The sequence below is a fragment of the Caballeronia sp. M23-90 genome (genome assembly GCF_053574605.1).
On record NZ_JBSIPA010000032.1, the window covers coordinates 1 to 22,292 of the forward strand.

The 22,292-nt window shown below is 58.9% G+C and carries 21 protein-coding genes and 1 tRNA gene; 19 read left to right on the top strand and 3 right to left on the bottom strand.

Annotation, left to right across the window (positions count from 1 at the left end; all coding sequences use genetic code 11):
- The first annotated feature begins 406 nt into the window (after positions 1-406).
- The 3 genes from ACRXB1_RS05700 (at position 407) to aroC (ending at position 4,135) form a co-directional block, all read left to right on the top strand.
- Entirely contained in the window at positions 407-859 is a 453-nt protein-coding gene (locus ACRXB1_RS05700; RefSeq protein WP_061999739.1) for a CBS domain-containing protein, read from the top strand.
- Between the two features lie 155 nt (positions 860-1,014).
- Positions 1,015-2,949, top strand: coding sequence for an MFS transporter (locus tag ACRXB1_RS05705; protein ID WP_449491414.1), 1,935 nt, complete (start codon positions 1,015-1,017; stop codon positions 2,947-2,949).
- 82 nt (positions 2,950-3,031) lie between these two features.
- Entirely contained in the window at positions 3,032-4,135 is a 1,104-nt protein-coding gene (gene aroC, locus ACRXB1_RS05710) for a chorismate synthase (protein WP_061999737.1), read from the top strand.
- A gap of 77 nt (positions 4,136-4,212) precedes the next feature.
- Here the strand turns inward: aroC and ACRXB1_RS05715 are convergent, their stop codons facing one another.
- Positions 4,213-5,886: an electron transfer flavoprotein-ubiquinone oxidoreductase gene (locus ACRXB1_RS05715; RefSeq protein WP_062170095.1), complete on the bottom strand. Its 1,674-nt coding sequence runs from the start codon at positions 5,884-5,886 to the stop codon at positions 4,213-4,215.
- A gap of 237 nt (positions 5,887-6,123) precedes the next feature.
- On the opposite strand from ACRXB1_RS05715, the gene ACRXB1_RS05720 reads away from it, so the two are divergent.
- Positions 6,124-6,897, top strand: a complete 774-nt coding sequence (locus ACRXB1_RS05720; protein WP_061999735.1) for an SDR family oxidoreductase — start codon at positions 6,124-6,126, stop codon at positions 6,895-6,897.
- On the top strand, positions 6,894-7,355 hold the full coding sequence (locus tag ACRXB1_RS05725) for an acyl-CoA thioesterase (RefSeq protein WP_062170094.1): 462 nt from the start codon (positions 6,894-6,896) through the stop codon (positions 7,353-7,355). The genes ACRXB1_RS05720 and ACRXB1_RS05725 overlap by 4 nt, the downstream gene beginning before the upstream one ends.
- On the opposite strand, the gene ACRXB1_RS05730 is transcribed toward ACRXB1_RS05725, so the two are convergent.
- The gene (locus tag ACRXB1_RS05730) at positions 7,356-7,901 is read right to left on the bottom strand and encodes a LuxR C-terminal-related transcriptional regulator (protein ID WP_061999733.1); all 546 of its coding nucleotides are present in this window, start codon (positions 7,899-7,901) and stop codon (positions 7,356-7,358) included. It lies immediately after the preceding gene.
- 192 nt (positions 7,902-8,093) lie between these two features.
- Here ACRXB1_RS05730 and ACRXB1_RS05735 point away from each other — a divergent pair, with 192 nt between their 5' ends.
- The 14 genes from ACRXB1_RS05735 (at position 8,094) to ACRXB1_RS05800 (ending at position 21,679) form a co-directional block, all read left to right on the top strand.
- Positions 8,094-8,798 (top strand): CoA transferase subunit A, encoded by a 705-nt coding sequence (locus tag ACRXB1_RS05735; protein ID WP_061999732.1) that lies wholly within the window; start codon positions 8,094-8,096, stop codon positions 8,796-8,798.
- 2 nt (positions 8,799-8,800) lie between these two features.
- The gene (locus ACRXB1_RS05740; RefSeq protein ID WP_061999731.1) at positions 8,801-9,442 is read left to right on the top strand and encodes a CoA transferase subunit B; all 642 of its coding nucleotides are present in this window, start codon (positions 8,801-8,803) and stop codon (positions 9,440-9,442) included.
- A gap of 219 nt (positions 9,443-9,661) precedes the next feature.
- Positions 9,662-10,579 carry an alpha/beta fold hydrolase gene (locus tag ACRXB1_RS05745; protein ID WP_062170093.1) on the top strand — a complete coding sequence of 306 codons (918 nt, stop codon included), beginning with the start codon at positions 9,662-9,664 and terminating at the stop codon, positions 10,577-10,579.
- A 49-nt stretch (positions 10,580-10,628) separates the two neighbouring features.
- Positions 10,629-10,994 carry a RidA family protein gene (locus ACRXB1_RS05750; RefSeq protein ID WP_062170092.1) on the top strand — a complete coding sequence of 122 codons (366 nt, stop codon included), beginning with the start codon at positions 10,629-10,631 and terminating at the stop codon, positions 10,992-10,994.
- Positions 10,995-11,027: 33 nt separating this feature from the next.
- Positions 11,028-13,262 carry a RelA/SpoT family protein gene (locus ACRXB1_RS05755; RefSeq protein ID WP_062170091.1) on the top strand — a complete coding sequence of 745 codons (2,235 nt, stop codon included), beginning with the start codon at positions 11,028-11,030 and terminating at the stop codon, positions 13,260-13,262.
- 148 nt (positions 13,263-13,410) lie between these two features.
- Positions 13,411-13,487, top strand: a tRNA-Val gene (locus ACRXB1_RS05760).
- 276 nt (positions 13,488-13,763) lie between these two features.
- Positions 13,764-15,671 (top strand): threonine--tRNA ligase, encoded by a 1,908-nt coding sequence (thrS, locus tag ACRXB1_RS05765; protein ID WP_062170090.1) that lies wholly within the window; start codon positions 13,764-13,766, stop codon positions 15,669-15,671.
- A gap of 50 nt (positions 15,672-15,721) precedes the next feature.
- On the top strand, positions 15,722-16,246 hold the full coding sequence (gene infC, locus ACRXB1_RS05770) for a translation initiation factor IF-3 (protein ID WP_075359824.1): 525 nt from the start codon (positions 15,722-15,724) through the stop codon (positions 16,244-16,246).
- A gap of 210 nt (positions 16,247-16,456) precedes the next feature.
- Positions 16,457-16,654, top strand: coding sequence for a 50S ribosomal protein L35 (gene rpmI, locus ACRXB1_RS05775; protein ID WP_031359004.1), 198 nt, complete (start codon positions 16,457-16,459; stop codon positions 16,652-16,654).
- Positions 16,655-16,683: 29 nt separating this feature from the next.
- Positions 16,684-17,043: a 50S ribosomal protein L20 gene (gene rplT / locus ACRXB1_RS05780; protein WP_007585475.1), complete on the top strand. Its 360-nt coding sequence runs from the start codon at positions 16,684-16,686 to the stop codon at positions 17,041-17,043.
- Between the two features lie 180 nt (positions 17,044-17,223).
- Positions 17,224-18,237, top strand: coding sequence for a phenylalanine--tRNA ligase subunit alpha (pheS, locus tag ACRXB1_RS05785; protein ID WP_062170089.1), 1,014 nt, complete (start codon positions 17,224-17,226; stop codon positions 18,235-18,237).
- A gap of 74 nt (positions 18,238-18,311) precedes the next feature.
- Positions 18,312-20,744: a phenylalanine--tRNA ligase subunit beta gene (pheT, locus tag ACRXB1_RS05790; RefSeq protein ID WP_449491415.1), complete on the top strand. Its 2,433-nt coding sequence runs from the start codon at positions 18,312-18,314 to the stop codon at positions 20,742-20,744.
- 47 nt (positions 20,745-20,791) lie between these two features.
- Complete coding sequence (locus tag ACRXB1_RS05795) at positions 20,792-21,202, top strand: integration host factor subunit alpha (RefSeq protein WP_061999726.1); 411 nt, start codon at positions 20,792-20,794, stop codon at positions 21,200-21,202.
- A gap of 87 nt (positions 21,203-21,289) precedes the next feature.
- Positions 21,290-21,679 carry a MerR family transcriptional regulator gene (locus ACRXB1_RS05800; protein ID WP_062170087.1) on the top strand — a complete coding sequence of 130 codons (390 nt, stop codon included), beginning with the start codon at positions 21,290-21,292 and terminating at the stop codon, positions 21,677-21,679.
- A gap of 136 nt (positions 21,680-21,815) precedes the next feature.
- On the opposite strand, the gene ACRXB1_RS05805 is transcribed toward ACRXB1_RS05800, so the two are convergent.
- On the bottom strand, positions 21,816-22,061 hold the full coding sequence (locus tag ACRXB1_RS05805) for a hypothetical protein (RefSeq protein WP_061999724.1): 246 nt from the start codon (positions 22,059-22,061) through the stop codon (positions 21,816-21,818).
- Positions 22,062-22,292 lie beyond the last annotated feature (231 nt).

A 22,292-nucleotide genomic window follows, 5' to 3' on the forward strand; every position in this document is an offset into this window, starting at 1 on the left:
CTGAGGAAAACCGTACGATCGCCTGTTCATGATGTTCTTCCGGAAACAGGGTGCGCGCGGACTTTTTGAGGAACGCGGATACGGCGATCGACGGATGTTCCATCAGGTTGCCGCCGACGCCCGGACGAGGGTATCGAAGCGGTTGGCGGACATCGTGGGCGGGCTACCATGGGAAAGGGTCATTTATCGTAACATCGGGTATGGCGGGACAAACTTGGGGTAGACGCGAGCGTCGGCGCGCTTCAACGGCGTGAGCATCCCAGTGCGGCAAAGCTAAGGGTTGACCCGGCGCAAAAGCCCGCCCGATATGCTTCCCCAGACGAATCACGGGTGCCTGCGCGCTTCCTTTTTAACCGTCTTTCCGCTAGGATCGACAGACAGTCAGGCTTTTCGCGAGGAGACAATCATGCGGGTCAGCGACATTTTGAACGTCAAGGGCAACGCGCTCTTCACGGTAACGCCCGATACGCCGTTGAGCGAAGCCATTGACGCAATGGCGTCACACGACATCGGTTCACTGGTGGTGATCGAATACGGTGATCTTGCTGGCATGCTCACGTTCCGCGAGATCATCCAGATCCTGAGCAAGAACGGCGGCAGCGTAGGCACGTTCACCATCCGCAAGGTCATGGACGACCATCCCATCACCTGTACGCCGGAAACCGACGTGAACGAAGTACGCCGCATGATGCTCGAGCACCACGTGCGCTACTTGCCGGTCATGGAAAAGGGCATCCTCATGGGTGTGATTTCTTTCTACGACGTCGCGAAAGCCGTGGTGGAAGAACAAGGTTTCGAGAACAAGATGCTCAAGGCCTATATTCGCGACTGGCCCGAGCAGCAAGAAGAAGCGCGCTGAACCCGGCGAACGCACAACGCGATTAGCCCTTTAGCGCATGTCAAACGCTCGCAAAAATGCGCGCCCCGTCCGGCGCGCATTTTTTTCGTCTCGAAGCCGGCGCCGCATTGCGTGGTCCGGCGCCAAGGTCTCTCAGCTACCAACTCCAATAATCCATGAGCGAATGGCCTGCTTCCGCCCGCGAGAACCCTGCAAAGCCCGCACACGGCGACGGCCAGTTTCGCCTCTTGAGCGAGCGCCGTTTTGCACCATTTTTCTGGACGCAGTTTCTCGGGGCGCTCAACGACAACGTCTTCAAGGTCGGCTTCACGTCGCTCGTGACGTTTCAGGCCGCCCGTTTTTCGGGCGTCGATCCAAAAACCGCTGCCTTTTTGATATCGGACATTTTCATCTTGCCGTTCGTGCTGTTTTCGGCGACATCGGGCCAGATCGCCGATAAATACGACAAAGCCACGCTCACGCGTTTTGTGAAGACCTTCGAAATCGCGGTGATGCTGGTTGGCGGCGCGGGATTCGTGCTCCACAGCGCGCCGCTGCTCTACCTGTGCACCTTCCTGATGGGCGTCCATTCGACCGTTTTCGGCCCGGTGAAATACGCGTACCTGCCACAGCATTTGCAGCCGTCCGAACTCGTGGGTGGTAACGGACTCGTCGAGATGGGGACGTTCGTGGCAATTTTGATCGGCACGATCATCGGCGGCGCGTCGGCCGGGTGGATGGAGCATGGTGCGATTCTGCTCGCCGTGTGCTGCGTCGCAGTCGCGTTGATTGGCCGCGTGGCGTCGAGTTTCGTGCCCAGCACGGCGGCGCTTCAGCCCGATTTGAAGATCAACTGGAATCCCTTCACCGAAACGTGGCGCAATCTCGCGCTTGCACGCCGCGACCGGACTGTGTTCCTGAGCCTGCTCGGTATCTCGTGGCTATGGTTTGTCGGCGCGACTTTCCTCACGTCGTTTTTCAACTTCGCCAAAGATGTGCTGTCGGCGAATCCCGACGTAGTCACTCTGTTGCTGGGGACGTTTTCGATAGGCATCGGCACAGGTTCGCTTCTGTGTGAAAAGCTCTCGAAGCGGCGCGTCGAGATCGGGCTTGTTCCGCTGGGATCGATTGGTATCAGCGTATTTGCCATCGACTTGTTTTTTGCGAGCCATAAGATCGTTCCGGCCGGTCACTTGATGGGCGTTGCCGAATTCCTCCAGATCGGCGTCCACTGGCGCATTCTGGCGGACCTGTTCCTGCTCGCCATGTTCGGCGGTTTTTACAGCGTCCCGCTGTACGCTCTGATCCAGGCGCGCAGCCAGCCGACGCATCGCGCGCGGATCATTGCCGCGAACAATATCCTCAACTCGTTTTTCATGATCGTGTCGGCGCTGATGGCCATGGGATTGACGTCAGCGGGCGTGGGCATTCCGGGACTGTTCCTCACCACGGCGTTGCTCAATATCGTGGTGGCCGCCTACATCTATTCGCTCGTGCCCGAATTCCTGCTGCGGTTTCTCGCGTGGATTCTCGTGCACACGTTCTACCGGATCAGGCTTGTCAACGCCGAGCGGATTCCCGAGCACGGCGCGGCTGTGCTGGTCTGCAACCATGTGAGTTTCGTCGATGCCATCGTGATCATGTCGGAAAGTCCCCGGCCGATTCGCTTCGTGATGGATCATCGGATTTTTCGCTCGCCGCTGATCGGCTGGCTGTTTCGCCATGTAAAGGCAATTCCGATCGCGCCGGCCCACGAAGACGCGGCGCTGCTCGAAAAGGCCTACGATGCCTGCGGCCGCGCGCTTGCCGAAGGTGACCTCGTCTGCATCTTCCCCGAAGGCAAGCTGACGCGAACGGGCGAACTGAACCCGTTCCGCCACGGCATCAGCGAGATTCTGAGACGCCGGTCGGCGCCGGTCATACCGCTGGCGCTGCGTGGTTTGTGGGGCAGCGTCTTTTCCCGTTATGGGGACACGAGCTGGCCGCGTCCGATCCAGCGCGGCGTGATGAGCCGGCTGACGCTGGCGGTTGGCGAGCCGATCGATCCCGCCGATGCCACCCCGGAACACTTGCAACAACTCGTTGCGACGCTCCGGGGCGCCCGCAAGTAGGCGCAAACAGGGGCGGAACGAGGCTGGAAGGGCTCCCGGCTGGCATAATATCGGCTCTCTCGATATTTTCAGGACGACGCTCATGTCCGGCAACACACTCGGCACGCTTTTCACCGTCACGAACTTCGGCGAGTCGCATGGTCCTGCGATCGGTTGCGTGATCGACGGCTGCCCGCCGGGAATGGCGCTGACCGAAGCCGATATCCAGATCGAGCTCGATCGACGCAAACCCGGCACGTCGCGCCACGTGACGCAGCGGCAGGAAGCCGATCAGGTCGAGATCCTTTCGGGTGTTTTCGAAGGCAGGACGACCGGCACGCCGATCGCCTTGCTGATTCGCAACACCGATCAGCGCAGCAAGGACTACGGCAATATCGCGGAGACGTTTCGTCCCGGACACGCCGATTACACGTACTGGCAGAAATATGGAATCCGCGATTATCGTGGCGGCGGCCGCTCTTCGGCGCGCTTGACGGCGCCGACAGTGGCGGCCGGTGCGGTCGCGAAGAAGTGGCTGCGGGAACGGTATGGCATCGAAACCCACGGCTTCATGAGCGCGCTCGGCGAGATCCCGATTCCATTCGTGGCATGGGAACACGTGCGTGAAAATCCGTTTTTTGCGCCGAATGCCGAGATCGTGCCGCGTCTCGAGGAATACATGGACGCGCTGCGCCACGACGGCGACTCGATCGGCGCGCGCATCGGCGTGATTGCAACGGGCGTGCCGGCGGGCTTGGGCGAGCCGCTCTATGACCGTCTCGATGCTGACATCGCCAAGGCGATGATGGGCATCAATGCCGTGAAGGGTGTCGAAATCGGCGCGGGCTTTGCGAGCGTCGCGCAACGCGGCAGCGTTCACGGCGACGAGATGACGCCGGAAGGTTTCGCCGCGAACAACGCAGGCGGCGTGCTCGGCGGGATTTCGAGCGGGCAGGACATTACGGTGTCTATCGCAATCAAGCCGACGTCGAGCATCCGCACGCCGCGTGAATCCATCGACAAAGCCGGTCACGCGGCCACCGTCGAAACTTTCGGCCGCCACGATCCGTGCGTCGGGATTCGCGCGACCCCTATCGCCGAAGCACTGCTCGCGCTGGTCCTGATCGATCACGCGCTGCGACATCGCGCGCAGAATGGCGATGTCGAGACGACTACGCCTCACATCGCGGCGCACATCCCCGAATAAAAAATCGCCGGTTCTCACAAAGAACCGGCGTTTTTTTCAAGCGTTCAGGCCTTCTAACCGACAATCCAGCCGAACGATCACATGTTCGGATAGTTCGGACCGCCGCCGCCTTCAGGCGGAACCCACACGATGTTCTGCGTCGGGTCCTTGATATCGCACGTCTTGCAGTGGACGCAGTTTTGCGCGTTGATTTGCAGGCGCTCGGTGCCGTCGTCGTTTTTCACGAACTCGTACACCTGCGCCGGGCAATAACGGCTTTCCGGTCCGGCGTACGTGCGCAGATTCACATCGACCGGAACCGACGCATCCTTCAGCGTCAAATGCGGCGGCTGGTTCTCGTCGTGATTCGTGTTCGATATGAACACCGACGTGAGCCGGTCGAACGTCAGCTTGCCATCCGGCTTCGGATAAACAATCGGCTTGCATTGCGATGCCGGCTTGAGCGTTTCGTTATCGGCGTGCTGATGGTGCAGCGTCCAGGGCACGTTGCCGCCCAGCAGCTTCTGTTCGAGGCCGACCATGAACGTGCCCATGTACAGGCCTTTGCTCATCCACTGCTTGAAATTGCGGGCGCGATACAACTCGGTCTTGAGCCACGAGTTATTGAACGATTCCGGGTATGCGGTCAGTTCATCGGCCTCGCGGCCGGCTTGCACTGCGTCGAACGCCGCTTCCGCCGCCATCTTGCCGGATTTGATTGCCGCGTGACTGCCCTTGATCCGCGATGCATTCAGGAACCCGGCATCGTCGCCGACCAGCGCGCCGCCCTTGAACACCAGCTTCGGCAGCGACATGAGGCCGCCGGCCACGATCGCGCGCGCGCCATACGACACGCGCTTGCCGCCTTCCAGGAACGTACGGATTGCAGGATGCGTCTTGTAGCGCTGGAACTCCTCGAACGGCGACAGATACGGATTCGAGTACCCGAGGCCCACGACAAAACCGACCATTACCTGGTTATTGTCCATGTGATAGAGGAACGAGCCGCCGTAGGTATCGGTTTCGAGCGGCCAGCCGGCGGTATGAATCACCAGACCCGGCTTGTGCTTGGCCGGGTCGATTGTCCAGAGTTCCTTGATGCCGAGGCCATAAACCTGCGGATCGGCGTCGCGGCCGAGCTTGAATTTGTCCATCAACTGCCGGCCGAGATTGCCGCGCGCGCCTTCGCAAAAGAGCGTGTATTTGGCGTGCAATTCCATGCCAAGCTGGAAATTGCCGGTCGGCTCGCCGTTCTTGCCCACGCCCAGGTTGCCGGTCGCCACGCCGCGCACGGCGCCGTCTTCCGTGTAGAGCACTTCGGCTGCAGGAAAGCCCGGGAATATCTCGACGCCCAGCGCTTCCGCTTGCTGGCCGAGCCAGCGGGTAACGTTAGCCAGCGAAATGACGTAGTTGCCGTGGTTCTTGAAGTTGTCCGGGAGCAACCAGTTCGGGACTTGCTTCGCGCTGTCCTGCGACAGGAACAGAAAGCGGTCTTCGGTCACTTCCACGTCGAGCGGCGCGCCTTGTGTCTTCCAGTCGGGCAGCAATTCGCTGAGCGCGCGTGGGTCCATGACGGCGCCGGAGAGGATGTGCGCACCAATCTCGGAGCCTTTCTCCAGCACGCATACGCCGAGTTCCACGCCTTTTTCCTGCGCAAGCTGTTTCAGCCGGATGGCCGCAGAAAGTCCCGCAGGGCCGCCGCCCACGATCACGACGTCGTACTCCATGGACTCACGGGGACCGTACTGCTCGATGAGACTCGCCGGGGTCATCCAATGCTCCTGTCTAACGTTAGAATGCTTTTTTGGGGATCGCGTATTGTCAGGGAACGATAGGTATGGTGCAACTAACGTTCCGGCGATTAGCACGACCGTATTATTTCACGATAGCATATTGGCTCGCTGGACCTGGTCCAGTTCCGCGCAGATTTCGTACAAAGCAACAGCATCACACGAGCGCAAGACGGACCGATCCCGAACAACTCAATCGCTTTCAACCAAGGAAAAACAATGGGCCGTTCGATCAACCTGGAAGGCAAATGCGCGCTTATTACCGGCGCTTCCAGCGGACTGGGCAAACGCTTTGCGCAAGTGCTGTCGCAGGCCGGCGCACGGGTCGTGCTGGCAAGCCGCCGCACTGAGCGCCTCAAGGAATTGCGGGCTGAAATCGAGGCATCGGGCGGCGCGGCGCATGTCGTATCGCTCGATGTCACCGACTACCAGAGCATCAAGTCCGCCGTCGCCCACGCGGAGACGGAAGCGGGCACTATCGATATTCTGGTGAACAACTCGGGTGTATCGACCCAGCAAAAGCTGACGGACGTGACGCCATCGGATTTCGATTTCGTCTTCGATACCAACACGCGCGGCGCGTTTTTCGTTGCGCAGGAAGTGGCGAAGCGAATGATCATGCGCGGCAACGGGACCGTAAAACCCGGCTACCGGATCATCAACATCGCTTCCATGGCCGGCCTCAAGACGCTGCCGCAGATCGGCGTGTATTCCATGAGCAAGGCGGCCGTCGTCCATATGACAAAAGCCATGGCGCAGGAATGGGGCCGTCATGGGATCAATGTGAACGCCATCTGTCCCGGTTATATCGATACCGAACTGAATCATCACCACTGGAAGAGCGAAGCGGGGCAGAAACTGCTGTCCATCTTGCCGCGCCGCCGAGTGGGCACGCCTGAAGACCTGGATGGACTGTTGCTCCTGCTTGCCGCCGACGAGTCGCAGTTCATCAACGGCTCGGTGATCGCCGCCGACGATGGATTCGGCTTATGAGCCAGGTTGTCGAACAAGCGTCGGGCGCGGCGCAAGGCGGGTTTCATCGCGTCATCGACTTGTCCATGCCTATCCGGTGGGGCGACATGGACGCTTTCGGCCACGTCAACAACACGGTGTATTTCCGCTTCATGGAAGAAGTGCGGATCACGTGGTTCCGGGAGCTGGACATTGCGGGCGCCAACGCCAAAGGGCAGGGGCCGGTGGTCGTGAATGCATCGATGGAATTCCTCAGGCAACTCCATTACCCGGGCGACGTCATTGGCAGCATGTTTGTCGGCGCGCCCGGACGCAGCAGCTTCGATACGCGCTTCGAGCTGTATCGAGCGGACGATCCCGCCACGCTTTACGCACGCGGCACCGCCAAATGCGTGTGGGTCGACTACGCAGCTGCGAAATCGGTGCCGATTCCGGATCTGCTGCGTCATGCCATTGAAACGGCGGCGCCGCACAAGTAATCAATCGCCCAGCAGCCGCTGCAGCAATTCGGTGGCGTTGCCCGTGTCGTATTTGCGCATGAGTTTCGCGCGGTAGATGTCGACGGTTCGCGAGCTGATGTCGAGCGCGCGGCCGATCTGCTTGCTGGTCTTGCCCGTAACGAGTTGCGCGGCAATCTCGCGCTCACGCGGTGTGAGTTCGATAGCGACTCGCCGCGTCGCGCTCAGGTCTTCGAACGTCCAGACGCCCGCGGCATGCGGCGCGCTCAAATCCAGCGACCGTCCGGTCACGTGGCACCAGAACAATTCCCCGTTCGCGCGTTTCATGATGCGGTCGTCGGCGTAGCTGCCCTGACGCTGCATCAAGGCGGAAATGCGCGCGCCGATCCGCTCGAATTCCACCGGCGACGGATACAGCACCTGGAACGAGCGCCCGATCAGCGCCTCGGGCTTTACGCCGAAGATTGCACAAAGCTGCGCGTTGCAGTCTTCGATGATCCGTTCCCGTGACAACACCAGCCCGACTGGCGCAAGATGAAACGCAGTTTGATAATCCAGTTGAGGCATTTTGGCTCGGACGACGGGCGTTTGATGTTTGCATCGCCGCGCACTACGGCAATTACTTATGTATTTTTGCGTATTGTGCCGGATCGATGCATCGTCGTACTCTTTTGCAACGTCAGAAAGTCGTCATCGCCGGAGAAACGAACGGCGCAACGACTCGAATAATCAGATTTCATCCAGATCAGGAAGGGACAAATGAACAAGGTCTATCCCGGCGCGAAAGAGGCGCTCGAAGACATCGTGAAGGACGGCCAGACGTTTGCCGTCGGCGGATTCGGCCTGTGCGGCATTCCCGAAGCGCTGATCGCGGCATTGCGCGACACGGGCGTCCAGGGAATCACGTGTATCAGCAATAACGCGGGCGTCGATGGCTTCGGCCTTGGCCTTCTGCTCGAAACCCGCCAGGTCAAGAAGATGATTTCGTCGTATGTGGGCGAAAACAAGGAGTTCGAGCGGCAATATCTGGCCGGCGAACTCGAGCTCGAATTCACGCCGCAAGGCACGCTGGCTGAAAAGCTGCGCGCGGGCGGCTCGGGCATTCCGGCGTTTTTCACGAACACGGGTTATGGCACGGTGATCGCCGAAGGCAAGGAGACGCGTAAGTTCGGCGACAACTTCTACGTGCTCGAACCCTCGCTCACGGCCGATGTAGCGCTCGTGAAAGCATGGAAAGCCGACAAATCCGGCAACCTGATTTATCGACGCACGGCCCGCAACTTCAACCCGATGTGCGCCATGGCCGGCAAGATCACGGTCGTCGAAGTGGAGGAAATCGTGGAAGTCGGTGAGCTCGATCCGGACGCCATTCACACGCCGGGGATTTTCGTGCAGCGCATCGTGCTGAATGCGCACCCGGAAAAACGCATCGAACAACGCGTCGTGCGCGCAAAAGGAGACTGATCATGGCATGGGACCGGAACCAGATGGCCGCGCGGGCGGGCAAGGAATTGCAGGACGGGTTTTATGTGAACCTCGGGATCGGGCTGCCCACGCTGGTCGCGAACCACGTGCCGGCCGGCATGGAAGTGTGGCTGCAATCGGAGAACGGCTTGCTCGGCATCGGGCCGTCACCGACTGAAGAAGAAGTCGATGCCGATCTGATCAACGCCGGCAAGCAAACGGTGACCACGTTGCCGGGATCGTCGATATTTTCATCGGCGGATTCGTTTGCCATGATCCGCGGCGGCCACGTGAACCTCGCCATCCTCGGCGCCATGCAGATCAGCAAGGACGGCGACCTCGCCAACTGGATGATCCCTGGCAAGATGATCAAGGGCATGGGCGGCGCCATGGACCTGGTAGCGGGCGTGAAACGCGTGATCGTGCTGATGGAACACGTCGCGAAGGGCGACCAGCACAAGATTCTGGAAGAGTGCACTTTGCCGTTGACGGGCAAGGGCGTGGTCGACCGGATCATTACGGATCTAGGCGTGATCGACGTGACGGACGCGGGCCTCAAGCTGATCGAACTGGCTCCTGGCGTCAGTGTGGAAGAGATTCAACAGAAAACCGGCGCGCCGCTGGATGTGAGCGCAGTCAAGTAAGCGTTGAGCGCTGGCGCGGTCTGCCGGCCGGAAAGGGCTGTTCCAACTTCGCGTTGGTGCAGCCCTTTTTTCGTGACTGTTCGTTGACTGTACGACGCCGCGCATAGACCGGTTGGCCAACCTTGTGTCTGACGAAGAAATGCGGCGCGCAAAGCGTTTACAATCGATTTCCATTGATCCATCCGTCATGCAGCAGCGCTACTGCGCCCAAGGAAAATCATGTCCGCGACCATCGTCGAAGCTGCGCCTTCCTTCGTTTCCGAGCCTCGGCAACGCCACGTGCAATGCATCAGCCCGTCCGGTTTGCATCGCATGGCTTATACGGAATGGGGCGATCCCGCAAACCCGCGCGTGCTCGTGTGCGTTCACGGGCTGACACGGTCCGGCCGCGATTTTGACGAGGTGGCGAAGGTGCTCGCGCGGGAGTATCGCGTGGTGTGTCCGGACGTGGTCGGGCGAGGGCTTTCCGACTGGCTTGCCGACCCGAAACATTACGGCGTGCCGCAATACGTTTCGGACATGGTCGCGCTGATCGCACGCCTGAATGTGGAAACGGTGGACTGGTTCGGAACATCCATGGGCGGATTGATCGGGCTGGGACTCGCCGGGCTGCCGAACACGCCCATCCGCAAGTTGCTGCTCAACGACGTGGGGCCGCACATCGAGCCGGTGGCGCTAGAGCGCATTGGCAGCTATCTGGGCCGCGACGAAACCTTCGCCACGCTTCAGGATGGAATCGACAATGCGGCGCAACTCGCGGCGTCCTTCGGCCCGTTGAGCGCCGAGGAATGGCGCGCGATCAATACGCCTCTGATGCACGAGCGCGATGGGCGTTGGGGTTACAGATACGATCCGAAGATCGCCGTGCCCTTTGCAGCTGCAGATGCAAATGCGGCCGCGCTTGGGGAGGCGATCCTCTGGCATTCGCTTGCGGCGATCAAACATCCGGTTCTGGTCGTACGCGGCGAGAATTCGGATCTGTTATCGCGGGAAACGGTCGAAAAGATGGTCGCCACAGGCCAGGCCGTGACAAGCGCTGAGGTCAAGGGTGTAGGTCACGCCCCGGCATTTCTCGCGCCGGAACAGATAGACCTCGCCTACCGCTTCTTCCTCGATACGGAAACACACGAGGCATAATATTGGGCTTCGCACGGTTTTTTTGACAAATCACTTTTCAGAGGCATTCATGGCAGTTATCCGTCTTCATGTCGGCGCGCGTCTTTCCGAAGCCGCGATCCACAACGGCACCGTTTATCTCGCGGGCCAGATTGCCGAAGACACCGATCAGGACATCACGGGTCAGACTCGCGAAGTGCTTGGCCACATCGACCGCTTGCTCGCTGAAGTCGGAAGCGACAAGACGCAACTGCTGTCGGTGCAGATCTACATTTCGGACCTGGCGAATTTCGCCGCCATGAACGCGGCGTGGGACATGTGGGTGCCCGAAGGCAATACGCCCCCGCGCGCGACCGTGGAAGCGAAGCTTGCCAACCCGGCATGCCTCGTGGAAGTGGTTGTCATCGCCGCCTTGTTTGACAAGGCGCATGACTGATAGTCAAACATTGCTTCGCACCTGATCGATCGCATGCCCGATACCGCCGTTTCTCCCGCATTGAACCCCGAGCCGTCCTTCGACGACGCGCTCGCGTTCGTACGCGAACACGCTGGCGACGCGCGGTTGACGAGCGGCGAGTTGCTGGCCGAACACGCAGCCGGCACGGCGCGGATCATGCAGACGTTGAACGTAGATCCGGCGGCAATCGCGGCGGCGGCGCTGTTTGCCATCGCGCCGCATATCGACGATCCGGAACGTGTGATCACCGAACGTTTCGGCGAAGAGGTGCAAAGCCTTGTTGCCGATGTCCGCAAGCTGTGGCGTCTGGGCTCCGTCAGCTCGCGCGCCACGCAGGCGACATTGCCCGAGACGGGCCGCGACGCACAAGCGGCGCGTCGCGCCCAGGTCGAAGCGCTGCGCAAGATGTTGCTGGCGTTTGCGCAAGACATTCGGGTGGTGCTGATCCGCCTTGCATCGCGGCTGCAGTCGCTGCGCTTTTACGCGGCGAACAAGCTTGATCCGTCGCCCGATGTACCGCGCGAGACGCTCGAGATCTATGCGCCGCTGGCAAACCGCCTCGGCATCTGGCAACTGAAGTGGGAACTGGAGGACCTCGCGTTTCGATTCGAGGAACCGCCTACATACAAGCGCATCGCCAAGCTGCTCGACGAAAAACGCATCGAGCGCGAAGCGTATGTGACCAGTGCCATCGCGCGCTTGCAGAAAGAGCTGGCTACGGCGCACATCCGCGCTGAGGTGAGCGGACGGCCGAAGCACATCTACAGCATCTGGAAGAAGATGCGCGGCAAGGAGCTGGATTTCTCCGAGCTGAACGACGTGCGCGCGTTTCGCGTGATCGTCGACGATATCAAGGATTGCTACACGGTGTTGGGTATTGTCCATAACCTGTGGCAGCCGGTGCCGCGGGAATTCGACGACTACATCTCGCGGCCGAAGCCCAATGGTTATCGGTCGCTGCATACGGTGGTGGTCGGTGACGATGGCCGCGCGTTTGAAGTCCAGATCCGCACCATGGAAATGCACAGCTTCGCTGAGTATGGCGTGGCGGCGCACTGGCGTTACAAGGAAGCCGGCACGCGAGCCTACGGCGGGCAGGTGACGGCGGCTGAAAAATACGACGAGAAGATCGCGTGGTTGCGGCAACTGCTGGCCTGGAAGGAAGACGTTTCCGAAAGCGAAGAACCGGGTGCGCAACCCTGGCAGCATCTGCGCGAAGCAACCCTCGACGACGACCATATCTACGTGCTCACGCCGCAGGCGCGCGTGATTGCGATGCCGCACGGCTCGACGCCGGTGGATTTCGCATATCACCTGCATAGCGAACTAGGGCATCGTTGCCGCGGTGCGCGTGTCGATGGCGCCATGGTGCCGCTCAACACGCCTTTGCAAAACGGCCAGACGGTGGAAATCGTCGCGGTGAAGGAGGGCGGCCCGTCGCGCGACTGGCTCAACCCTTTGCTCGGCTATCTGCACAGTCCGCGCGCGCGGCAGAAAGTGCGCGCATGGTTCAACTCGGTCGATTCCGAAGAGAACATCACAAACGGCCGGGCACTGGTTGAAAAGACGTTGCAGCGCGAAGGCAAGACGTCCGTCAATCTGGATCAACTGGCATCGAAGCTTGGCTTCAAGACGCCGGAAGAACTGTATGCGGTTGTAGGCAAGGAAGAGTTCAGCCTGCGCAATATCGAGCAGGCGCTGCACGACACGCCGCCGCCGGAACCCGAACCCGAGGCACCCGCGCAGTTCGAAAAGCGCAGCAGCGGGCAAAGCGTTGCACAGGGTGCGTCTACCGGTGTGCTGGTCGTCGGTGTAGACGCATTGCTCACGCAGCTTGCGCGTTGCTGCAGGCCGGCGCCGCCCGATCGCATCTCGGGGTTTGTAACGCGTGGCAAGGGTATGTCGATCCATCGCAGTGATTGCGCGACATTCCAGCGGATGGCCGAACATTCGCCGGAGCGCGTGCTTGAAACAGCGTGGTCCGCCGATGTCATGAACGGGCGTGGTTCGTCTGTTTATCCGGTGGACCTTGCTGTCGAATCGAACGATCGCCAAGGTTTGTTGCGCGACATTTCCGAAGTGTTTGCACGCGAGAAGATGAATGTGACCGGCGTGAAGACGCAAAGCCGGCGCAACGTTGCCTATATGCAGTTCACGGTCGAGGTATCGAGTGCCGCGCAGATCCAGCGCGCTTGCTCGTTGCTGAGTGAAGTGCAGGGCGTCGTGCGGGCAACGCGGCGCGGCTAACACATTTTCGTTTGTGGTCATGCGGCTTAACGCTTTGAATCAGCAGCGCATTGTTGGGGCTTCTTAAACGTATCGACGAATATCTTCAGTGTCATCGCATGAAAGCACTTGCCAGGATTCAAAACGCACCATATAATTTCGCTTCTTCAGGCTCGTAGCTCAGCTGGTTAGAGCACCACCTTGACATGGTGGGGGTCGTTGGTTCGAGTCCAATCGAGCCTACCAACGAAAGTGAAAGTCCGGTTCGCCGGATTTTCAAAACTGCAGCAAGCGTCTTGGCGCGAAAGGCAAATGAACAAGATGGCACCGCGAACGTTGACCGATACAACTTCGGAACGACGCTAGTCGAGGACCACTTTCGCCTTTGCAGTTGTAGGAAAAGTGAATGCGGCCCCTCGAATGTGGGGCCGCATTTTTTTTGTCTTCGCGCGGTAGTTTCGCGTCTTGCAAGGCATTGTTGAATGAACTTGGACGCCGGCTTTCGGCGTCTTGGAGAACGAAATGGTTTCGATACGTTTGCCCGACGGGTCAGTTCGCCAGTACGACCACCCGGTGACGGTTGCGGAAGTTGCCGCATCGATTGGCGCAGGACTTGCCAAGGCCGCTCTGGGCGGCAAGCTCGACGGCGAACTCGTCGATACCTCCACGCTGATCGAGCGTGATGCATCGCTCTCGATCGTTACGGACAAGGACGCCGACGGTCTCGACATCATTCGTCACTCCACCGCGCATTTGCTTGCCTACGCGGTCAAGGACCTGTATCCGGAAGCGCAAGTCACCATCGGTCCCGTAATCGAAAACGGCTTCTACTACGACTTCGCGTACAGCCGTCCCTTCACGCCGGAAGACCTCGAGAAGATCGAGAAGCGCATGGCCGAGATCGCAAAGAAGGACGAACCGGTTTCACGTCGGGTCGTTACTCGCGGCGAAGCGGTGGACTACTTCAAGAGCATCGGCGAGAAATACAAGGCGGAGATCATCGAATCGATCCCGTCTACCGACGACATCAAGCTCTACTCACATGGCGGGTTCACCGACCTGTGCCGCGGCCCGCACGTGCCGTCGACCGGCAAGCTGAAAGTCTTCAAGCTGATGAAGGTTGCAGGCGCCTACTGGCGCGGCGACTCGAAGAACGAGCAACTGCAGCGCATCTACGGTACGGCCTGGACCAGGAAGGAAGACCAGGAAGCGTATCTGCACATGCTGGAAGAGGCCGAGAAGCGCGATCACCGCAAGCTCGCGAAGCAGCTCGATCTGTTCCATCTGCAGGAAGAAGCGCCGGGCATGGTGTTCTGGCATCCGAAGGGCTGGGCGATCTGGCAGCAGGTCGAGCAATACATTCGCCGCCGCCTGAACGAAGTCGGATACCTCGAAATCAAGACGCCGATGATCATGGACCGCTCCCTCTGGGAAGCGTCGGGTCACTGGCAGAACTATCGTGAAAACATGTTCACGACGGAATCCGAAAAGCGCGACTACGCCATCAAGCCCATGAACTGCCCCGGCCACGTGCAGGTGTTCAATCATGGTTTGCGTTCGTATCGCGACCTGCCGCTGCGTTACGCGGAATTCGGCTCGTGTCATCGGAATGAAGCGTCCGGCGCGCTGCACGGCTTGATGCGCGTGCGTGGCTTCGTTCAGGACGACGCACACATTTTCTGTACCGAAGACCAGTTCATTGAAGAATCGATCGCGTTTAACACGCTCGCGATGAGCATCTACAAGGATTTCGGCTTCGATCACATCGACATCAAACTGTCGCTGCGTCCTGACGCCCGTGCCGGCACCGATGAAACCTGGGACCGCGCCGAGCAAGGCCTGCGCGACGCTCTGACGGCCTGTGGTCTGACCTGGGAAGAATTGCCGGGCGAAGGCGCGTTCTACGGTCCGAAGATCGAATATCACATCAAGGACGCGCTTGGCCGCTCATGGCAATGCGGGACGCTGCAGCTCGACATGGTTCTGCCGGAGCGGCTGGGCGCCGAGTACGTGGCCGAAGACAATAGCCGCAAGCGTCCGGTGATGCTGCATCGTGCAATCGTCGGGTCCATGGAGCGATTCCTTGGTATTTTGATCGAGCACCATGCTGGTGCAATGCCGTCGTGGCTCGCGCCAGTGCAGGCTGTGGTACTGAACATCGCGGAAAGTCAGGCCGACTATGCACAGGAACTGACCCAATCGTTGCAAAAACAAGGGCTTAGAGTAGAGAGCGATTTGCGCAACGAGAAGATTAGTTATAAAATACGTGAGCACACGATGCAAAAGGTCCCGTATCTGCTGGTAGTCGGGGACAAAGAACGTGATGCCCATACCGTAGCCGTGCGTGCTCGTGGCGGTATCGACGCTGGCGTTATGCCGGTCGATGCATTCCTTGAGCGTCTGCAGCAGGACGTGCAGGCGTACAAGTAAGCCCACCCGCAGCGCGGCTAGTTTTTTTGAATTTTTAGAGGAAACGTAACATCGCTACTGATAAGTCTGCACATCGCATCAACGGGGAAATCACGGCACCTGAGTTGCGCCTGGTCGGAGTGGACAATGAGCCGCTAGGAATCGTGAAGCTCGCCGATGCTTTCCGCATGTCGGAACAACAAGACGTGGATCTCGTCGAAATCGCGCCTCAGGCTGTTCCGCCTGTCGCCCGGTTGATGGACTACGGCAAGTTCAAGTATTCGGAAGCCAAGAAGCAGCACGAGGCGAAACTCAAGCAGAAGATCGTTCAGGTCAAGGAAGTCAAATTCCGTCCTGGCACCGACGATGGTGACTACAACGTGAAACTGCGCAACCTCACGCGCTTCCTCGAAGACGGCGACAAGACGAAAATCACGTTGCGTTTTCGCGGCCGGGAAATGGCTCACCAGGAAATTGGCATGCGCGTGCTCGAGCGGCTGAAGGCTGACCTCGAAGAGCATGGCCAGGTCGAGCAAATGCCGAAGATGGAAGGGCGCCAGATGATCATGGTCATGGCCCCGAAGAAAAAGAAGTAATGTCGATGGATCGCGCGACCGGAGATTCTTGGGTCTGCGCGGCATCGAATGAGGAGGTTTCAGGGCGTTGCCTGATAATGGCGGCGCTCATGAAAAAGCGGTGATTGTCAAAGTTCGCCGCTCATAAGTGGTATGTGGGTTTCGAAGGGCGGGTCAGGATCGATTGGATCGACCGCACACCCATATCCATCTAATAAACTGGAGTAGTTCATGCCGAAGATGAAGACCAAGAAGAGTGCTGCAAAGCGCTTCGTGGTGCGTCCGGGCGGTACCATCAAGCGTGGTCAAGCCTTCAAGCGTCACATTCTTACCAAGAAGACCACCAAGGTAAAACGCCATCTGCGCGGCTCCACGGAAGTTCATGCATCTGACATGAATTCTGTGCGCGCAATGTTGCCGTTCGCTTAACCCTTAACTGACACTCACAGGAGCGCACTATGCCTAGAGTCAAACGTGGGGTTACCGCACGGGCCCGTCACAAGAAGATCATCAAGCTGGCCAAGGGTTACCGCGGCCGTCGCAATAACGTCTATCGCATCGCCAAGCAGGCGGTCATGCGCGCAGGGCAATATGCCTATCGCGATCGCCGCAACAAGAAGCGTGTGTTCCGTGCTTTGTGGATCACGCGTATCAACGCTGCGGTGCGTCAGCACGACATGACGTACAGCGTGTTCATCAATGGCCTGAAGAAGGCTTCGATCGAACTCGACCGCAAGGTGCTGGCCGACATGGCTGTGTTCGACAAGGCTGCTTTTGCTGCGATCGTCAAGCAGGTAAAAGCCGCCGTTGCAGCCTGATCGAGCTTATTGGCGAGATTGGTACTGCGTGGTTCGTTGGAGCGTTGTCCGGCTGTGATCAAGGACAGTGCTTCAACAGAAAACGGGGCTCGACAAGAGCCCCGTTTTTGTTGGTGAAGCCGGGTTGAAAACTGGCCCGGGAACGATCAGAAGAATTTTGACGATGAAATGATGGGATCAATGGATCTGGACCAGATTGTCGCCGACGCGCGAAATGCCTTCGAACACGCCGCAGACGCGGTCACGCTCGAAAACGAAAAGGCCCGCTTTCTCGGCAAGTCCGGGGTACTCACGGATCTGCTGAAGGGCTTGGGCAAGCTCGATCCCGACACTCGTAAGACCGAGGGTGCGCGCATCAATGCGGTCAAGCAGCAAGTGGAAGCAGCGCTGAACGCGCGCCGTCAGGCGCTGGCGGACGTGTTGCTGAACCAGCGGCTTGCATCGGAATCGATCGATGTCACGTTGCCCGGCCGTGGGCCTGGCGCCGGAAGCCTGCATCCGGTCATGCGCACGTGGGAACGCGTTGAACAGATTTTCAGCACGATTGGTTTCGATGTGGCCGACGGCCCGGAAATCGAGACGGACTGGTACAACTTCACTGCTTTGAACAGCCCGGAAAATCATCCGGCGCGTTCGATGCAGGATACGTTTTATATCGACGGGAAAGATGCCGACGGGCGGCAACTGCTGCTGCGCACGCATACGAGTCCAATGCAGGTGCGCTACGCGCGCATGAACAAGCCGCCGATCAAGGTGATCGTGCCGGGCCGGACGTATCGTGTGGATAGCGACGCCACGCATTCGCCCATGTTCAACCAGGTCGAAGGCCTGTGGATTGAAGAGAACATCAGCTTTGCCGACCTGAAAGGCGTGTACTCGGACTTCCTGAAGAAATTCTTTGAGCGCGATGACATTCTCGTGCGCTTCCGGCCGTCGTATTTCCCGTTCACCGAGCCGTCCGCCGAGATCGACATGATGTTCGAGCATGGCAAGAACGCAGGTAAATGGCTGGAGATCTCCGGCTCGGGCCAGGTGCATCCCAACGTGATCCGCAACATGGGACTCGATCCGGAACGGTATATCGGCTTTGCGTTCGGCAGCGGTCTCGAACGCCTGACCATGCTGCGCTACGGCGTGCAGGATCTGCGCCTTTTCTTCGAAAACGATCTGCGTTTCCTTGAGCAATTTGCCTGAGAAATCTGTCTTGGAGCATGTTGCAACAGGCCGTCGTCCAGACGCAGACACACCTCATTTCGAACTAGACACACATGCAATTCCCGGAATCCTGGCTTAGAACTTTCGTCGATCCGAAGCTGTCGACCGACGAACTCTCGCACGCGCTCACCATGGCGGGTCTCGAAGTTGAGGGGCTCGCGCCGGTCGCGCCGCCGACTACGAAGATCGTTGTCGGGCAAGTGCTGGAAGTGGCGAAGCACCCCAATGCTGACAAGCTCAATGTTTGTCAGGTCGATGCCGGTACAGGCGAGACCCTGACCATTGTTTGCGGCGCGCCGAATGTGGCGCCGGGCATCAAGGTGCCCGTTGCCCTGGTCGGCGCGGAATTGCCGCCGGCTGAAGCCGGTGGTGCGCCTTTCGCGATCAAGCTGTCCAAGTTGCGTGGCGTGGAAAGCCAGGGCATGCTGTGCTCGGCGCGTGAACTGAAATTGTCGGAAGATCATAGCGGCTTGATGATCCTGTCCGCCGAGACGCCAATTGGCGAGGACATCCGCAAGACGCTGAATCTCGATGACACCGTCTTCGAAATCAAGCTGACGCCGAACAAGGCTGATTGTTTGTCGGTGTTTGGTGTGGCGCGCGAAACTGCTGCGATCACGGGTGCGCCACTGCACGCGCTTGATATCAAGCCGGTGACGGCGACCCTCGATGAAATCCTCCCGGTCAAAGTGTCGGCGCCGGACCTGTGCGGGCGTTTCTCCGGCCGCGTGATCCGCGGTGTAAACGCGCACGCTAAAACGCCGGGCTGGATGATTGAACGCCTTGAACGCTCGGGACAGCGCAGCATTTCCGCGCTCGTCGATATCTCTAATTACGTAATGCTCGAACTTGGCCGTCCGTCGCATGTGTTCGACCTGGACAAGATCCACGGCGGAATCGAAGTGCGCTGGGGCAAGAAGGGCGAGACGCTCAAGCTGCTCAACGGCAACACGGTTGAACTGGATGAATCCGTCGGCGTGATCTCGGATGCCCAGCAAGTCGAAAGCCTCGCCGGAATCATGGGCGGTGACAGCACGGCCGTGTCGCTCGATACCACGAACATCTATCTGGAAGCCGCGTTCTGGTGGCCGGACAGCATTCGCGGCCGCGCGCGCAAGTACAACTTTTCGACGGATGCGGCGCATCGGTTCGAACGCGGCGTGGATTTTTCGACCACGGTTGAACATATCGAACGCATTACGCGCCTGATTCTCGATATCTGCGGCGGCAACGCCGGTCCAGTCGATGACCAGACGCTCAACGTGCCCAAACGTGAGCCGGTGAACATGCGTGTCACGCGCGCGAACCGGATTATCGGCGTGAAGATCAGTGCTGAAGAGATCGCGCAAATCTTCACGCGGCTCGGCCTGGAATTCACGCACGACGGCGATGTCTTTGCGGTGACGCCGCCGCCGTATCGATTCGATATCGAGATTGAAGAAGACCTGATTGAAGAAGTCGCGCGCATTTACGGTTTCGAGAAGATTCCGGCGCGTCCGCCTGTTGCGATTAGCGAAATGCGGCCGACGAACGAGACCAAGCGGTCCATTCACGTGCTGCGTCATGCTGTGGCCGCGCGCGATTATGCGGAAACGGTGAACTTCAGTTTCGTAGATGCCGAATGGGAAGCCGATTTCGCCGGAAATGCGAGCCCGGTGAAATTGCTCAATCCGATTGCAAGCCAGCTCTCGGTGATGCGGACCACGCTGTTCGGCAGCCTGATCAGTGTCTTGCGCTACAACCTGAACCGTCGCGCGGACCGGATTCGTGTGTTCGAAGCCGGCCGCGTTTTCCTGCACGACCCGTCGATCAAGGCTGGCGAGCTGGCGGTTGAAGGATTCGCTCAACCGAAGATGATCGGTGGCCTGGCTTACGGCCCGGCGCTCGAAGAACAATGGGGCGCGCCGTCGCGCGCCGTTGATTTCTTCGATGTTAAAGGCGACGTCGAGGCCTTGTTTGCGCCGGTAACGCCGCGTTTCGTGAAGGCGGAACATCCGGCGCTGCATCCGGGGCGCAGTGCCCGCATCGAGATCGACGGCCGCGCGGTGGGCTGGGTCGGCGACCTGCATCCGCGCTGGATGCAAAAGTACGACTTGCCGCACGCGCCGGTGTTGTTCGAAATCGAAGCTGAAGCATTGATGCAGCGTGCGCTGCCGGTGCCCGCCGACGTAACAAAATTTCCGCCGGTCCGCCGTGATATCGCGGTTGTCGTTGACCAGAAAGTGGAGGTTCAGGCGCTCCTCGACGAGCTCGAAAGCGCTCGTTCGGAGCCCGCCTGCAAGTACATCACGAAGCTTGCTTTATTCGATGAATTCCGTCCAAAATCAAGCACTTCCGGTGGGTTGGGTGAGCATGAGAAAAGCCTTGCCTTCCGTGTAACGTTGCAAGATACTGGCGGGACGCTTCAGGACGAAACGGTCGATACGGCCATCAAAACATTGGTGGAACGCTTGACTCGAGTACATGGCGCGCGATTGCGCGGATAGCCAGTAGCTGGCCCCCTCCGTCTTCATCGTCACGCCATTTTTTCGATATGAACCAAATGAACTCGAGTGATTTCGAAGCCCTTCTTTCGGCGCAACGCAGCGCCATGATCCGAGACGTCTCCACTTCGAACGGTGCGGCAACGGCGGAAACGCCTACGCTCACCAAAGCCGAATTGGCGGAGATGCTATTCGACCATGTCGGGTTGAATAAGCGCGAAGCCAAAGACATGGTGGAAGCATTTTTCGAGGTGATTCGCGACGCCCTTGAAAGCGGCGACAGTGTCAAGCTATCCGGCTTTGGCAACTTCCAATTGCGCGACAAACCGCAGCGTCCCGGCCGTAATCCAAAAACGGGAGAAGCCATTCCCATTGCGGCGCGCCGTGTCGTCACGTTTCATGCGAGTCAGAAGTTGAAAGCGCTGGTGGAAGCTGGTGCTGAAAACAGTTTCGGCCGCTGAAGTGACGGGCATACGGTATGTATCGCCCGAGCGCTTATTAGCGATATCCGCAAGTTTCGCGACATTCACCACCACGGTTGATTGACGATGGAAAAAGTCGTCCTGCCTCCAATCCCTGCCAAACGCTACTTCACCATTGGTGAAGTGAGCGAGCTTTGCGGCGTCAAGCCGCATGTGCTGCGCTACTGGGAACAGGAATTCACGCAACTGCGGCCCGTGAAGCGGCGGGGCAATCGTCGTTATTACCAGCATCATGAAGTCCTGCTGATCCGCCGCATTCGCGAACTGTTGTATGAGCAGGGTTTTACCATCAACGGCGCGCGTAACCGGCTCGATTCACACGGACGTCCGAATGGGAATGCCGCCGATACTGACGACATTGCAGAGTCGGGTGGAGTATCCGAGGTGAATGTCTCGGTCGATGTCGATCAGTTGCGTAAAGATTTGCTTAAAGTGATCGATTTATTGGGCGGATGAGTTAGAGGCTGAACGAGAGGCTGGGTCAAAGGCCAGTTTCATGTACGCGAAAAGGCGTCGCCGATTAATCAGCGACGCCTTTTGGCTTTATCGGACTGACGAATTGGAAAATGATTGTTAATGGCTTCACGCCTCGTCATTTTCTCGCATTGTCGCGCCGGATTTCGATCAGCGGTAAATCCGGTTCCGAGAGCATTGCCTTCAACACATCATTGGCGAAATCTTCGACGACTGCATGCCACTCTACAGTTCCTACCGGAAAGTCAGCGGGAGACGCCTTTCCTTGCGCCTTGCGAATTGCGCCGACACTGATGCTCAACGCCCGAGCTCTTAGAAAGGTCGGATCATTGGAGTTGTCGGGAGTGTTAAGTTCGTGGTCCATAGATGGGCTTTCGGCCACCGGCAGTAAAACTTTAGCTTTATTTAAAGGGACGGAAGCGAGGCTGCGCATGTAAACGTAGAACGGTAACGCGCTTCACTGAAAGAAAGAAGCAGCCCAGGCCATATAAACAACAGGCGATTCAATCAGAAGAAAGGTAAATGGTCAGAGAAATAAAGTTCGCATTAAATCAGTCAATTAACGTAATCAACCCTTGAATCGTCTCACCACACG